This window comes from Kitasatospora sp. GAS1066B (assembly GCF_041262605.1).
Classification (GTDB): Bacteria; Actinomycetota; Actinomycetes; order Streptomycetales; family Streptomycetaceae; genus Kitasatospora.
The window spans coordinates 69,980-82,798 of record NZ_JBGCCO010000018.1; the positions used below are offsets into that span (position 1 = coordinate 69,980).

Here is a 12,819-nt window from a genome sequence, read left to right on the forward strand (position 1 = left end):
GAGCGGGGCGGACGCCGGACGCCGGGTAGGGCCGCGGAGAGCAACGGGTGCTGATGGTGGATCGGGTCTTCTCGCTGTTCGACGACTGGGCCACGTCGCTTCTGCGGTTCGCGACCGAGAACAATGCGCACGCCCATGCCTACGAGAGGACGGTGCAACAGAGTAGAGAAATCCAGCCGGAGACCGGCGTCGCAAGACAACGGGAACTCTGCGACGACATGCGGGCCAGCGATGCCGGCCTGCCCACGACGGCTTGACTCCAGCCCCGGGTGTGGGTTTCGACATACCCGACGCACCGTCAGACCATCGTGCGCACACTGACGTTACAGTACCTGTCCAAGCTCACGGTCGGCCCCGCGATACGGCGGCTGGTCGTCATCACCACACTCTCCCCTAGCGCCGCAGAGGCAGAACGGAGCGGTTGACGACATCGATCGCGACCACCCGTCAGGCAGTCGGGGCACCCAGGGTCGGCAGTGCTCGACTGGCCGAACTCCTGGTGGGCGTCCACCCCGAGGGCGACGGCACAGACCTCCTCCTCGATGGTGCTGGTGGTCTGCTGGAGGAAGTAGCTGTGCTCATCGGCAAGTTACGCCTCGAGCGGGAGGGCGGCAGCACTCACGGGCTTTGTGTGCTGGACCCACTTGGCGTCGGCCCGATTCGATGCTTGAGGGCCGTGCGACAGGATCGGCAGGCGTGGGTGGAGCGGTTGCCGTAGCGGTGGATCGGGGTACCGCACAGGCGGCAGGGCCCGATCTCCCAGATCGGGCAGCCGAACCGCGAGGCCGCTGCCTGGCGCTGGGCGGCGGTGATGTCCAGGGTGGGGGAGGAGGCGGGGAAAGCGAACAGGGACCGCGGGGCGCGGACGAAGGTGTGCAGGCCGGTAGCCTCCGGGCGGTCCCGGCGGGGGCGGGGGTCGTTGCGGGCGAGGGTCTGCTGCTCGCCGTAGCGGCAGGTGGGGTCGATGTCCTCGCGGGTGAAGGCGATCTCTTCCTCGGGCGGGTCGGCGGTGTCGTCCTGGTCGGTGGTGCTCTCGGGTGGGCCGATGATGTCCCACCACCGGTCCCGGTCGGTGACGGGCACCCACATGCGGGCGACCGCACGCCGGTCATCGGCGGCGCGTATGCACAAGGGGACGAACTCGCCGTCAGTGCTGGCCACGACCAGGCGATCCACTTCGGTGGGTGGCTTGTTCGGTAGGCACAGGGTTGGCAGGAACCAGCCGGAGTGGAAGCGGCCGCAGGCACTGCCGGTGGTCGGGCAGGGGCGTTCGCTGGTGGGCAGGCACTTCCAGACCTGGAAGTGGCGGATGCCACCGCGGACGAACATAGCCAGGCGGGAGGCGATGTCGCGCGAGGAGAAGTCGTCCACGCGCACCCACGGGGTCCGGTCGATGAGCGCGGCTTGCTCGCTGTCGGTGACCCACAGCGGTGTGATGCCGTGCTCGGCGGCCTTGCGCGAGCGGCGGCGAACGGTCTCGCCGGTGATCGGCGAGTACTGGGCCTCCCAGCCGATCCGCCGACCGCCGGCCCCGGTGACCAGGACGGCGGTGAGGACACGGCCGTCCGCCGAGCGGGCCCCGACCTGCGCGCTCAGGCCGTGCCGCTCCGCACACCGGGCGATCCGCTCCTTCATCGCCCGGTGGCGGGCGCTCTCCTCGGGAGTGGCCTTGTGGGTGACGGGCAGATGGGAGGCGACGAGGACCAGGCGGCCTTGCCTGCGCCGGATGCTGACGAACATCCAGGGAGACTTGTCCGCGTGCTGGGAGCGGCAGACCCTGCCGGCGTGGTGGTCGAGGCACTCCAGCAGGCCGCGTTCGCGCTCGTCGACCGGTCGCAGGATCTCGTCCAGCAGGCCGGGGTGCTCGGGTGGCCGAGGTCGGGGAGGGTCAGGTTGATCGTGATGCCGTATCCGGTGTGGAACACGCCATTCGCCATACCACCAGCGTAAGCACGGGCGGTGACAAGCGGACCGGCACGGAAATCAACAACTTCGATGATCCACACGTGAGTTAGGCCAGCACAATGGCGTGAGGAAACTGCCGATCAGCTGTGCCACTACGAGCCGCAACCGCCCATCCGCCCGGATCGCAGACCCGGTCGGCGATGGGACCCGGCCCGTGCAGCCCGACTCCGACGCGGCGAATCGGCTCGTGCGGCTACTCGGAGCTCAGCGACGCTGCTCGACGCATTCGGAAGCACGGATTGGATGGCAGGAGCGCGCTGCTGGACTTGCGTCAGGTGAGGTCCCTGGCCTGCCAACCCGGCGGCAGCTTGGGCAGCCCGATCAGGGCGTCGATGCCGAGATGCTCGAGTAGCAGGGCTTTCAGGTTGCGGCCGTCGATGAGGTCCAGGCGTTGGCCGTTGCGCTGCACGATGTCGTAACTGGCCTTTCCGAACCAGGAGGTGGTCACCAGGACACCGCGGCTGGCGTCCTTGTCCTCGACGGTGCCCAGCAGGGCGCGGACGGTTCCCGGGCTGACCAGGTTCTTGGAGCGCTTAGCCTGGATAGCGATGACGGTGACGCCGACCGGGTCGCGCTTGGCCGCGACCGCGTCCAGGCCGTCGTCGCGAGAGTTCTGGGTGCGCCAGGTCTCGTAGCCCATCGCTTCGAACAGCTCGCGCACCAGGCGCTCGAAGGCGAACGGGTCCATCTGGAGCAGGTCCGGCCGACTGTCCAACCCGGCGACCACGGAGGCATCTTCGGTGAGCTTGTACCGCGACGGGTCGAACTCGACGACCGGCGGCACCGGCTCCAGATCGTAGGGGTGTTTGGAGACCACAGCGCCAAGGCTGCGCAGGCACCGTTGCGGGTCGAGCTTGGGCTCGTCCAGCACCAGTTCGGCGAAGTCCTCCCGCTGTGCCACCAAGCTCACCACGCACGGGCGCACCGCTCGCCCGGTCGCGGGATCCGTCGTACTGACATGTCCGTTGAGGAGCACATCGTCCACCAGGGCGGCGGGCGTCACCGAGAACACCTCGTCCAGCGCCCGCAACGCGAGCCGGGCCACCAGCCGGCGGTACGCATCCTGCTGGTCGGCCTCCTTCGCCGGCTGTGCGACGATCTCCGCGCGCTGCGCGACGAGGCGGTACGCCGTGACCGTGGGAAGCACATCAAGTGGGGGAAGACCCATGTCGACCAGTAGCCGCCGGGCCTCGGGGACGTAGACGACTTCTGTGCTGTCCCGGCAGCCCTCGGGGACCGGGGAGCGCCGCAGCAGGTCCGCCACGACCTCCGCCACGCCCACCGCACCGCCGTGCACCAGCGCCTGCTCGACCAGCGGATGCCACTCGTCGAGGCCCTCGGGGCGATGAGACAGCACCGCTTCCAACTCCTCACGCCGTCGCAGAACTTGGCGCGTTCGAAGCTCGACGTCGTCCTTGAGGCGCTGGGCAAGCGCCTCGCGCTCCTGCCGATGCTGCTCCCTCTCGGCCCGAACGCGTTCACGTTCCGTCGACTGGGCCTCCCGAAGGCGTGCGGCCTGGCGCTTGGCCAACCCCGTTTCCACGCGGGAGGCTTCCTTTGCGCGCGCCGCGTCCTCGCGGGTCAGGATCTTCTCGCCGGCGGCCAGCAGCCGCTTGTGCTCGGCGTCAGGATCGGGCCGCCGGGGCTTTCTGGGGCGCTGGCCTGCGGCGGGCTTGGACGCCGGCTTGTTCGCCGGCTCGCCGCCCAGAGCCTCCGCGGCCTTCGCCTGCTGCTTGGCGAGGTACGCCTCCGCGAGCAACTCCGACACAGTCTTCCGGCGCGCCACCGGCCCCCCTCAGCTCACCGCCGCACGGACGGCAACGAACCCTCCTGCGAACGGCCCCAACGGCTACGCCAGCAGCACTACCCGGGCCTGCCCGTCCCGAACCACGACGGGCGAGAGCCCAGTGGCGCCTTGGCCTCTAATGACCACGGCGGGCGGCAGCAGCAGGAAGCCGTTGGCGCGTGGAGTCCACGGCTTGACGCGATGATCCCATGATGGTGTCATAGTCGCATGCTGTATTCATCGCCCGTGCTGCAGAAAGCGGACCTGCGGGTTCTCGCCGAGATCGAGGAGATGCGGGACCGGCTTCGGCTGCATCTGCGCACGTCCCGGCGGTGGGAGGGGCAGCTGCGGCGCAATCTGACCGCGCGGGCGATCGCCGGGTCGAACACGATCGAGGGTTACGCGGCGAGCGTGTCGGATGTCGAGGACATCATGGTCGGCGAGGCACCGATCGACGCGAGTGAGACCGTAGCCGCCGAGATCGATGGCTACCGGCAGGCGATGACCTACATCCAACGCCTTGCCGAGGCCGGAGACGATTTCGCCTACAGCAAGGGCCTGCTGAACGCGCTGCACTTCATGATGCAGGGCCACCACCTGCTCAAGCGGCCCGGCTGGTGGCGCTCCGGGCCGGTGTACGTCACCTCGGCGGAGGATCCGACGATCGCCGCCTACACGGCACCGGACGCTGAGCAGGTGCCGCAGCTGACCGGCGAATTGGTGCAGTGGCTGAACGAGGGCGACCTGGGGGAGCCGGGGCTGGTGCGGGCGTCGATGGCGCACCTGAACCTGGTGGCGATCCACCCGTGGTCGGACGGGAACGGGCGGATGTCCCGCGCCCTGCACACCCTGGTGCTGGCCCGCGAGGGGATCATGGCGCCGGAGTTCTCCAGTATCGAGGAGTGGCTCGGCCGGGCCCGCAATACCTACCGCTACTACGACATCCTCGCCGACGTCGGTGGCCCCGTCTGGACCCCGGAACGCGACACCCTCCCGTGGGTGCGGTTCTGCCTGCGCGCCCATCATCAGCAGGCGCAGAGCGTCGAGCGCCAGGTGAACACCACCCGCGAGGTCTGGTCCGCCCTCGACGAAGCCATCGAGCAGCGCGGCTGGCCCGACCGCATGCTCTACGCCCTCTACCCGGCCGCCATGGGCAACCGCGTGCGCCGCGCCACCTACCAGGCTGACGCCGAACTCAGCGAGCAGCAGGCGCAGCGCGACATCCGCGAACTGGTCCGGGCCGGCTGGCTCGCAGCCAAGGGCGAGGCCCAGGGCCGCTACTACACCGCTGGCCCGGACCTGCCGGAGGAGATCACGAGCGGGGCGCGCGAGCCCCGACCGCTGCGCGACCCATACGCGTAGACCTGGCGGGGGGCGATGCCTGCGAGAGCGTTCCGTCGAATGCGCGGGGCCACCGCTCTGCCGACGGGTCAGCCGGTGGTGGTGGACAGGGCGGTGAGTGACGTCACCGCGAACTGGTGTACCAGGTCGAGGGCGAGTTGCCTGACGAGCTGTTCCCGGGCCCGAGCGGTGGAGACCAAGTCGGCCAGTGGCGTCTCGGCGGTCACGGGAACGATCCGGCGCAGCGTGATGCTGTTGGGTACGGGTTGCGGGGTCTCGCGCGTGTACCGCTGATTGGTGAGGGCGAGCTGCGCGGATGGCAACCTGTCGCTGAGGGCTACGGAGACGCGGACTTGCAGGATGCCGTCGGCGTGGCGGCGGTCGGCGTGCAGGACGGCCACTGTCAGCAGGTCTCGGACGGCGCTCTCCAGTCGAGCTTGGACCACGAAGTGGGTGCCGTCGACGGGTTCGGCGAAGCCCGCGTTCAGCGCACCCACGAAGGATCCGTCGTGGAGCAGCTCGATATGCCCTCGTGTGCTGGTCCCGGTGTAAGGGATGTCCGTGCTGACGACCGCACGGCGCAGTCCTGCCCTCGGAGACGCGATGGTGAAGACATCTCGCAGCATGTTGCCCTCGGGGAGGAGATCGAGGGCGGCGAGCATGCTCGGTTCGGTTCTGGTCCCGTCGACGACCCGGCTGGTGGTGACGGTCGATGGCATCGAGCAGGAAGCGCTGACGGTGACCCAGATGCTCGTGTCAGTGTGGAGCAGCCGGTCTGACAGGAGTTGGTCGGCCAGCTCTGCGAGCTGCTCCTCGGCGGATCGCCGGCGTTGGAACCGGGCCGCGTAGGCGGATTCGAGGTCGCTTTCTCCGAGCCAGTCGGTGTCGCTGCCTCTGCGCCTGGGCAGCCCCCACGACTCCTTCGTCTGGGGCACAAGGTGGGGAGCCTCGGCGCTTCGGGGAACTTCCACCACGATGACGTGAGTGCCGGCCAGATCCGGTTGGCTCAAAGGGACGGAGTAGACCCGCAGCGCCGGTACGAACGGGCGCACCATGGCCGCCCGGCCCCGCAGGCTCTGGACCTGCGACTGCGGGTTGGCGACACCGACCAGCTCGCTTGCATGCTCGGCACCGTCTTCGCGAACGCCGAAGACGATGATCCCGCCCAGGGTGTTTGCCATCGCGGCCACGTCCTTGGCGAACTCCTTCGGGTCCTTGATCTCGTCGACAGCAGCCTTCCAATCCAGGTCCTCGGCTTCGCCCACTCCGGCATGTACGGCGTCAAGAATCATCTTCTCGGTCACAGGTCCTGCTGGGACTCCGAGTGTGCGATGCAGCGATGTGTACGTCACAACGGCACGCTATCGGTGGCTCGCGGAGCCCGGCAGGGGTGTAGGCCGGGAGGTTCGACGCGGTCCATATGCGGCTTGACGGCGGCGTTCAGCGCGTTGCGCAGGGTGGAGACGGCCCGGTAGACGGTGACGCGGCCCCGTTTGGCTTCCAGTTGGGTGGTGATCCAGTCGTCGATGTGCTTGGCGCGCAGGTCGAGGAGCCTGCGGTGGCCGAAGGCGGGGATCAGATCCCGTTCGACGCAAGCCTTGTAGCCAGCGTAGGTGTTCGGGGCGAGCACTTCCTTCTTCGCGGCGAGCCATTCGCGTAGGTAGCTGGCGACGGTGGTGCGGCGGTTCTCGTAGACGCCGCGCAGTTCGCCGTCCAGGACGGCGGCCATCTCGCGGGCGGCTTCCGCGTGGCTGGCGAAGCCGCCCCGGCGGCGGACACGGCGCCGGCCGTCCTCGCGGGCGAGATCGACGGCGTAGGTCCACGTGCCGTGCTTCACGTCCTCCAACAGTCGCATGCACCAGGGGCCGAGCTGCTTCTTGTTCTCGTCCTGGCAGCCGCATCGACGGTAGACCCTGCCGCGCTTCGTCCGTTGTCCCATGGGCTTCTCCTTGTCGGATTGGTGGTTCCGAGTTCAGGTTCGCCGGGTGGTCGGGCGTGTCGGCAGAGCGCGCAGCGCGGGGCGCGAGGCACTTCGAGACCGACCGGGCAGGACACGCTCAAGAAGACACACCGCCTGGAAGATGACGATGCGTAGCCGATGGGTAGTTGACCTTGATCTGCCCGCGCTCGCCCAGACGGAGAGCGCTGCCGGGGCGCGATCAGGGGGGCAGCGAGGCGATACCGGCGGGAGCAGCTGAAGGACCGCCAGATTCCGGTTGCACGCCGTAACCGGCGGCCTCCCGCGGCCCTGGGGACCAGTTGGGGACCACGCGCCATGAGCGCCAATGAGCGCCCATGGGTCATAACGGACGCCTGTGCACGAAATTGACGCTGCCTGTGCCTCGCGCCCGTCGCCGGCCCTCAGTCGCCAGAGAGCACCGAGAATCTCTAACACGCCCTCTAGTCCATGTAGTTGAGACAACAAAGAAGCCAGGACCGTCAGATCCTGGCTGGCGACACTACTTGAAGCACTTGACTGGGGGTCAAGGGGTCGCAGGTTCAAATCCTGTCGTCCCGACTTGCATCACTGCAGGTCAGAGGCCGTTTCCGCTGGATGGCGGAGACGGCCTTCGTGGTTGGTGGTCGCAGTGTGGTCGTGAACGCTCGTTCACGTCGCGCTCCGGAGGGCACTACCTGCACTCGGGAGCGTCTCAGGGTGGCTGGGTCCTCCTTCGCTGGCGAGTTGAGCGCAGCTGACAGGCCGTTCGGACTCGGTTCGGCGTCGGAGTGACGTTGATTTTTCTGTGGGCGGGCATGCCTGTGAGACCCGCGGCATCCGTTTGTGGGCGGTTGCTTGAGTGGACGTCAGCTGTGGACCGGCTGCCCGGTGTTCTGTGACCCCTGGCGTGGGACGTGGCTGTAGCGCCGTCAGGCGGCGTGGCTGAAGAGAGGGTTCGGTGCCGGGCCGCTGAGGGCGAGGACGTCAACGCCGCACGCGCGGGCTTCGACGAGGCAGAGCCTGGCTTCGATGGTGTGGACCGCGGCCATCGCCACTTCCCAGGTCAGGTGGCTGTAGATGTTCGCGGTGGGACGCATTCCGCCCGTCGCCAGACGATGCGTCGCCCGGATCGGCACCCCACCAGGACGGCGAGGTCAGTCGCTCCCGACGGTCTTCACCTGGCACCCTCGGCCCCTGGTGCGGATCCCAATCAGGCTGGCGGAGAGGTTGCAGGTATGCGGCATGCGTCAGTGCGTTGGGCGCTCATCCCATGCCGGGAGCGACTGGGTGCTCAGCTTGGAAGGCCAGCCTGCGTTCGGCGTCTTGCGCGATGTGGTCGAGAACATCGTCGAGTGCCACGAACGCTTCCCAGGGCTGTTGGTGGCCAGCCTCGGCGAGGCGCTCGATCATTAGTTGTTCGAGATCGGTGACGCGCTTGCCCTTCCAGACCTTGTCGGCGACGCTCACCAGCAGGTCCTCGGCGCTGATGCCGGCGGCGCTCCACGATGCGTGGTTGCGGGCGAAGCGGGCGAGTTCCTCGGTGACCCCCCCGGACGGCGTGCCGGTCGAAGTCGAGCCGGGGGTAGCGCTGTTCGGCCCAATCGACCAGTTGGTGGGCGACGTCGTGGACGGCCCGGCGATGGCCTCTACGCTATGAGGGGAAGGTCATCTACCGGACCACGGAGGTCCGTGACGGCCTGACCCGCACTAGTCACACCGCCTCGACGACCTGCGGACTCACATGATCACCGGGGTCTTGGAACGCCCTTGCGTCCAGAACTCCCTGAGCAACTCGTTCACCACCTGATGGCGGTCCTGGTGCGGGTAGTGGTCCGTACCGGCGACCCGCACCGCGTCGGCTCCGATCCGCTCCGCGATGAACTGGCCAGTGGCCGCGATGGCGTCGCCCACGAACTCCCGGTAGGGCTGTGCGGCGGTCTCCCAGGTGCCGTTGACCACGAGCTTCGGCCAGGTCGCTGCGGCCAGCGGCGCGAGCGTGATCTGCGCGTCCCAGCAGGGCCGTTCATCCATCGCCGTCCGTGTGGCCCGGATCCTGCGCGGGGTGAGCTCCGGGCAGGGCAGTCCGTACGGCTCGGTCGACATCCGCAGGTAGTCCTCCGGGCTCACCGGCTCGCGCTCCGCGCCGACGGTCGCCCGGAGCCGGTCCAACGCGGCGGCCACGACCGGGTGTTCCTCCGCCACCCGCAGGGCCGACGGCTCGATCAGCGCCAACGAACGGACCGCCTCGGGCTTGCGCGCAGCGGCGATCATCGCGACGACGCCGCCATAGGAGTACCCGACCAGGTGAGCGCTCGCGCCCAGCAGCTCGACGACGTCGTCAGCGTCCACCTCGTAGTCGCTGCGCTCGATGTCAGGACTGTCCCCGAAGCCGCGCCGGTCCATGACGTCGAGCCGGAAGGCATCGGCCAGCGGACGCTGGGCAGCGAAGCAGTCCGTCCCCCAGGTCATCGTGCCGTGCACCAGCAGCACCCGGGGCGCGTCCGATCCCGAGTCGTTCCACACCGTCACGTGAACAGCTTCGTGTCCCATGGACTCACCCTAGCGGCCGTCCGAGCGCATGCGCAGGTGATGATCCGGTGCACAGGCCAACGCCGGCCGAACCGCCGGCCATCGTGCGCAGCGAATGCCAGATCGATGGCAATGCGATGCGCCTGGTTCGACAGAGTACGTAGGCATGACGGAGCTTCTCTACGACCCGGGGTTCAGCAGCGGCACTCTCGTGGAACTGTTCCGCGAGACGGTGACGCACCACCAGGACCTGGCCGCTGTCAGCGACCGGCGACAGACCCTGACCTACCGCGACCTGGACGAGCGGTCCGACGCGGTGGCCGACCTGCTGCAGGGCCGCGGGCTGGGATCCGAGGACCGGGTGGTCCTGTACCTCCCCCGCTCGGCGGACCTGGTCGTCGGGCTGCTGGGAATCCTGAAGTCAGGAGCCGCCTATGTGGCCGTGGACACCGGGTACCCGGACTCCCGGCGCGACCTGATGCTGCGGGAGAGCGGCGCCAAGGCCGTGCTGACCGATTCCGCCGGTGCCGACCGGCTGCCGGCCGGACTCGATGCGGAGATCCTTGAGTGGACGGCTCCGGGCATGGCGGCACCGCCCGCGTCCTCGCCCGCCGAACCAGGCTCCGCTGCCAGCGTGCTCTTCACCTCGGGCTCGTCCGGCACGCCCAAGGCGATCGTGCTCGAACACCGCAACCTCGTTTCGTTCGCCAGGAATCCGGCCCTTCCCGCTCCGCTGGCGGGAGAACGTGTCGGGCAGATCTCCAACGTGTCCTTCGACGCCTTCCACTTCGAGGTGTGGTGCAGCCTGGCGCAGGGCGCCGAGATCGTCGTTCTGCCTCCCGCCGCCGATCTCCTGGCCACCGGGCTGGGAGCGGAGCTGCGCCGACAGCGCATCAGCGTGCTGCTGGTGCCGACCGCCTTCGCCAACACGATGATGCGGGAGGACCCGACATCGTTCTCTTCCCTGCGCATCCTGCACACCGGCGGCGACGTCCTCTCCCCGGCCTCCTGCCGGGCCCTGCTGGAGAGCGGCTTCTCCGGCTCGCTGTTCAACCTCTACGGCCCCTCGGAGGCGACCACCGCCTGCGTGTTCCATCGGGTGGACCACGTGGACCCGGGCGACACGACCGTCCCCATCGGCCGTCCGCTGGCCGGCGCGGCGGCCCACGTCCTCGACGACGAGCAGCGCCCCGTCAGGCCCGGTGAGGTCGGCGAACTGCACGTCTCGGGGCTCGGAGTCGCGCGTGGCTACGCCAACAACGCGGAGCTCACCAAGGAGAAGTTCCGGCCCGACCAGGCCACGAGTGGTGGATACCGGATGTACGCCACCGGTGATCTCGTCCGACAACGACCTGACGGCAACCTCGAATTCGTCGGCCGGGTGGACGATCAGGTCAAGGTGCGCGGCTACCGGGTCGAGCCGGGGGAGGTCGAGCGCCTGCTCCAGCGACACCCGCGCGTGACGGACGTCGCGGTGCTGTCGGCCGGTGAAGGCGATGCCCGGCACCTCATCGCCTTCGTGGTCCACGAAGACGCCTTGTGCTCCGAAGACCTGCGCTTCCTCGCCGCCGAGGAACTTCCCGACTACATGGTTCCGTCCCGGTTCGTGAGGATTCCGGCGATTCCGGTGAACGACCACGGCAAGCGCGACCGTGCCGCGCTGATCGAGCTGGCCAGCCATGCCGAGCGCGGGCAGCCGGCCCCCGCCCCGACCCGGCCGGGAACGCAGCGCTTCCTGGCCGACCTGTGGTGCGAGCTGCTGGGCGTGACCATGGTCAGTGCGAGCGACGACTTCTTCACCCTGGGCGGGAACTCGCTCTCGGCGTTCAACATCGTGCGGCGGGTACAGCAGGACCTCGGCGCCTCCGTCGGCTTCCGGTGCATCCTGGACAACCCGGTCCTCGAAGATCTTGCTGCCGCAATCGACACCGCGCTCGCCGACGACCCGGGCCACCCGGCCGAGAACCCGGGGACGGCCGGCTGAGTCGGCTCCGGCTTCACGGCGTGTCGTCCCCGTGCGCTGCTGACGGCACGTCGAAGCTCTGGTCGAACGGGGCGACCTTTCTCAAGTCGCCTCGTCCGACCGGAGCTTCGACGTGTCCGTGACGGCCTGTCGAGGGACGGCCGCCCCGGTGGGCCTGGAGGAGCACGCTCAGCGACTGAGCTCCAGCTGCAGGGCCGTGTCATCGGCCAGCTTCGCGAGGACGGTCTCCGCGGAATCCCGGAGATAGAAATGCCCGCCGGGAAGGACGTGCACGGTGCAGTGGCCGGAGGTCGTCTCCCTCCAGGTCGCCAGTTCCTCGGGCGTCACGTATTCGTCGTCGGCGCCACCGAACACGGTGACCGGGCAGTCGAGCGAACGGGCCGCTGCGATGGGAAGCGACTCGACCACGGAGAAGTCCTGGCGAATGGCGGGCAGCAGCAGTTGCAAGTACTCCTGGGCCTCCAGGAGTGCTTTCGGAATTCCGCCGTAGCTGGACAGCGAGTGGATCAGCTCGCGGTCAGGGAGTGTCGAGACCGCGGTGCGCCGGTAGGGCAGCGTGGGCGAATGGAATGCCGACACGAAGAGGTGGATCGGGCCCGGGCGCCCGCGGCGGGCGGCATTCCTGGCGACCTGGAAGGCCACTGCGGCGCCCATGCTGTGACCGAAAAGGGCATAGGGCCGGTCGTCGCTCTCGACGATCCGGTCGAGCAGGGCATCGGCTATCTCGTCGGCTGACCCGAGCGCCGACTCGTCGAAACGCGACTCACGGCCCGGCAGTTGGACCGGGCAGACCTCGATGAAGTCGGCGACCGCGCGGGCCCACGGCCAGTAGGTCGACGCCCCACCGCCGGCGTGCGGCAAGCAGTACAACCGGACACGGGCCTGCGGTCGCTCGACGGGAAGCGTGAGCCATTTCGACGAGGATCGTGATCGCATGGGCTCCTCCTGATTCCACGGCTCCAGGGCAGCCGTACTATTCTCGCTCGCCGATCGGCGACAAATGCACAGTAAGGCAGCAGGGGCCTCGGATGGCAGTGCCGACGGCCTGGAAAGCCCGCATATGGGGAGATGATGGCGGTTCAATGGTCCGGCGGTGGACCGAGTCCCCATGCTGATGAGGGTCAGTGCCGCAATCCCAGGAAAGCGCATAATCAGCGAAGAACTCCGATGCGCCTGACCGCGCTCATTCCTGCCGCGCTCTGCCGTGGTCCGGTCGGCGTCGCCCGGGCCGTCCGTTGAAGGCGATGTCCCGTACCGGGCCGTAGCGATGTCATG

At 68.7% G+C, this 12,819-nt stretch carries 11 protein-coding genes and 1 tRNA gene; 4 read left to right on the forward strand and 8 right to left on the reverse strand.

What is annotated here, in order from left to right; genetic code table 11:
• The first annotated feature begins 47 nt into the window (after positions 1–47).
• The gene (locus tag ABH937_RS21135; RefSeq protein WP_370219098.1) at positions 48–257 is read left to right on the forward strand and encodes a hypothetical protein; all 210 of its coding nucleotides are present in this window, start codon (positions 48–50) and stop codon (positions 255–257) included.
• Positions 258–618: 361 nt separating this feature from the next.
• Here ABH937_RS21135 and ABH937_RS21140 read toward each other — a convergent pair whose 3' ends face one another.
• Both ABH937_RS21140 and ABH937_RS21145 read right to left on the reverse strand, forming a co-directional pair.
• Positions 619–1,740, reverse strand: a complete 1,122-nt coding sequence (locus ABH937_RS21140) for a hypothetical protein (protein ID WP_370219099.1) — start codon at positions 1,738–1,740, stop codon at positions 619–621.
• A 496-nt stretch (positions 1,741–2,236) separates the two neighbouring features.
• Positions 2,237–3,751: a restriction endonuclease gene (locus ABH937_RS21145; RefSeq protein ID WP_370219100.1), complete on the reverse strand. Its 1,515-nt coding sequence runs from the start codon at positions 3,749–3,751 to the stop codon at positions 2,237–2,239.
• Positions 3,752–3,997: 246 nt separating this feature from the next.
• On the opposite strand from ABH937_RS21145, the gene ABH937_RS21150 reads away from it, so the two are divergent.
• On the forward strand, positions 3,998–5,113 hold the full coding sequence (locus ABH937_RS21150) for a Fic family protein (protein WP_370219101.1): 1,116 nt from the start codon (positions 3,998–4,000) through the stop codon (positions 5,111–5,113).
• Positions 5,114–5,181: 68 nt separating this feature from the next.
• On the opposite strand, the gene ABH937_RS21155 is transcribed toward ABH937_RS21150, so the two are convergent.
• Positions 5,182–6,396 carry a helix-turn-helix domain-containing protein gene (locus ABH937_RS21155; protein WP_370219102.1) on the reverse strand — a complete coding sequence of 405 codons (1,215 nt, stop codon included), beginning with the start codon at positions 6,394–6,396 and terminating at the stop codon, positions 5,182–5,184.
• A 44-nt stretch (positions 6,397–6,440) separates the two neighbouring features.
• Positions 6,441–7,031: a hypothetical protein gene (locus ABH937_RS21160; RefSeq protein ID WP_370219103.1), complete on the reverse strand. Its 591-nt coding sequence runs from the start codon at positions 7,029–7,031 to the stop codon at positions 6,441–6,443.
• Positions 7,032–7,523: 492 nt separating this feature from the next.
• Here ABH937_RS21160 and ABH937_RS21165 point away from each other — a divergent pair.
• Positions 7,524–7,610, forward strand: a tRNA-Pro gene (locus ABH937_RS21165).
• A gap of 350 nt (positions 7,611–7,960) precedes the next feature.
• Here ABH937_RS21165 and ABH937_RS21170 read toward each other — a convergent pair.
• The 3 genes from ABH937_RS21170 to ABH937_RS21180 form a co-directional block, all read right to left on the reverse strand.
• Complete coding sequence (locus ABH937_RS21170) at positions 7,961–8,128, reverse strand: hypothetical protein (protein ID WP_370219104.1); 168 nt, start codon at positions 8,126–8,128, stop codon at positions 7,961–7,963.
• Between the two features lie 166 nt (positions 8,129–8,294).
• Entirely contained in the window at positions 8,295–8,498 is a 204-nt protein-coding gene (locus tag ABH937_RS21175; RefSeq protein WP_280690595.1) for a hypothetical protein, read from the reverse strand.
• Between the two features lie 270 nt (positions 8,499–8,768).
• The gene (locus tag ABH937_RS21180; protein ID WP_370219105.1) at positions 8,769–9,581 is read right to left on the reverse strand and encodes an alpha/beta fold hydrolase; all 813 of its coding nucleotides are present in this window, start codon (positions 9,579–9,581) and stop codon (positions 8,769–8,771) included.
• A 145-nt stretch (positions 9,582–9,726) separates the two neighbouring features.
• On the opposite strand from ABH937_RS21180, the gene ABH937_RS21185 reads away from it, so the two are divergent.
• Positions 9,727–11,544, forward strand: a complete 1,818-nt coding sequence (locus ABH937_RS21185; protein ID WP_280690593.1) for a non-ribosomal peptide synthetase — start codon at positions 9,727–9,729, stop codon at positions 11,542–11,544.
• 168 nt (positions 11,545–11,712) lie between these two features.
• On the opposite strand, the gene ABH937_RS21190 is transcribed toward ABH937_RS21185, so the two are convergent.
• The gene (locus ABH937_RS21190; RefSeq protein ID WP_280690592.1) at positions 11,713–12,480 is read right to left on the reverse strand and encodes a thioesterase II family protein; all 768 of its coding nucleotides are present in this window, start codon (positions 12,478–12,480) and stop codon (positions 11,713–11,715) included.
• Between the last annotated feature and the right edge of the window lie 339 nt (positions 12,481–12,819).

Excerpts from the sequence above, each read along its gene's own strand:
- ABH937_RS21140 (WP_370219099.1), bottom strand. The coding sequence starts at position 1,740 with ATGTTCGTCAGCATCCGGCGCAGGCAAGGCCGCCTGGTCCTCGTCGCC.
- ABH937_RS21160 (WP_370219103.1), bottom strand. The coding sequence starts at position 7,031 with ATGGGACAACGGACGAAGCGCGGCAGGGTCTACCGTCGATGCGGCTGC.
- ABH937_RS21170 (WP_370219104.1), bottom strand. The coding sequence starts at position 8,128 with ATGCGTCCCACCGCGAACATCTACAGCCACCTGACCTGGGAAGTGGCG.
- ABH937_RS21180 (WP_370219105.1), bottom strand. The coding sequence starts at position 9,581 with ATGGGACACGAAGCTGTTCACGTGACGGTGTGGAACGACTCGGGATCG.
- ABH937_RS21185 (WP_280690593.1), top strand. The coding sequence starts at position 9,727 with ATGACGGAGCTTCTCTACGACCCGGGGTTCAGCAGCGGCACTCTCGTG.
- ABH937_RS21190 (WP_280690592.1), bottom strand. The coding sequence starts at position 12,480 with ATGCGATCACGATCCTCGTCGAAATGGCTCACGCTTCCCGTCGAGCGA.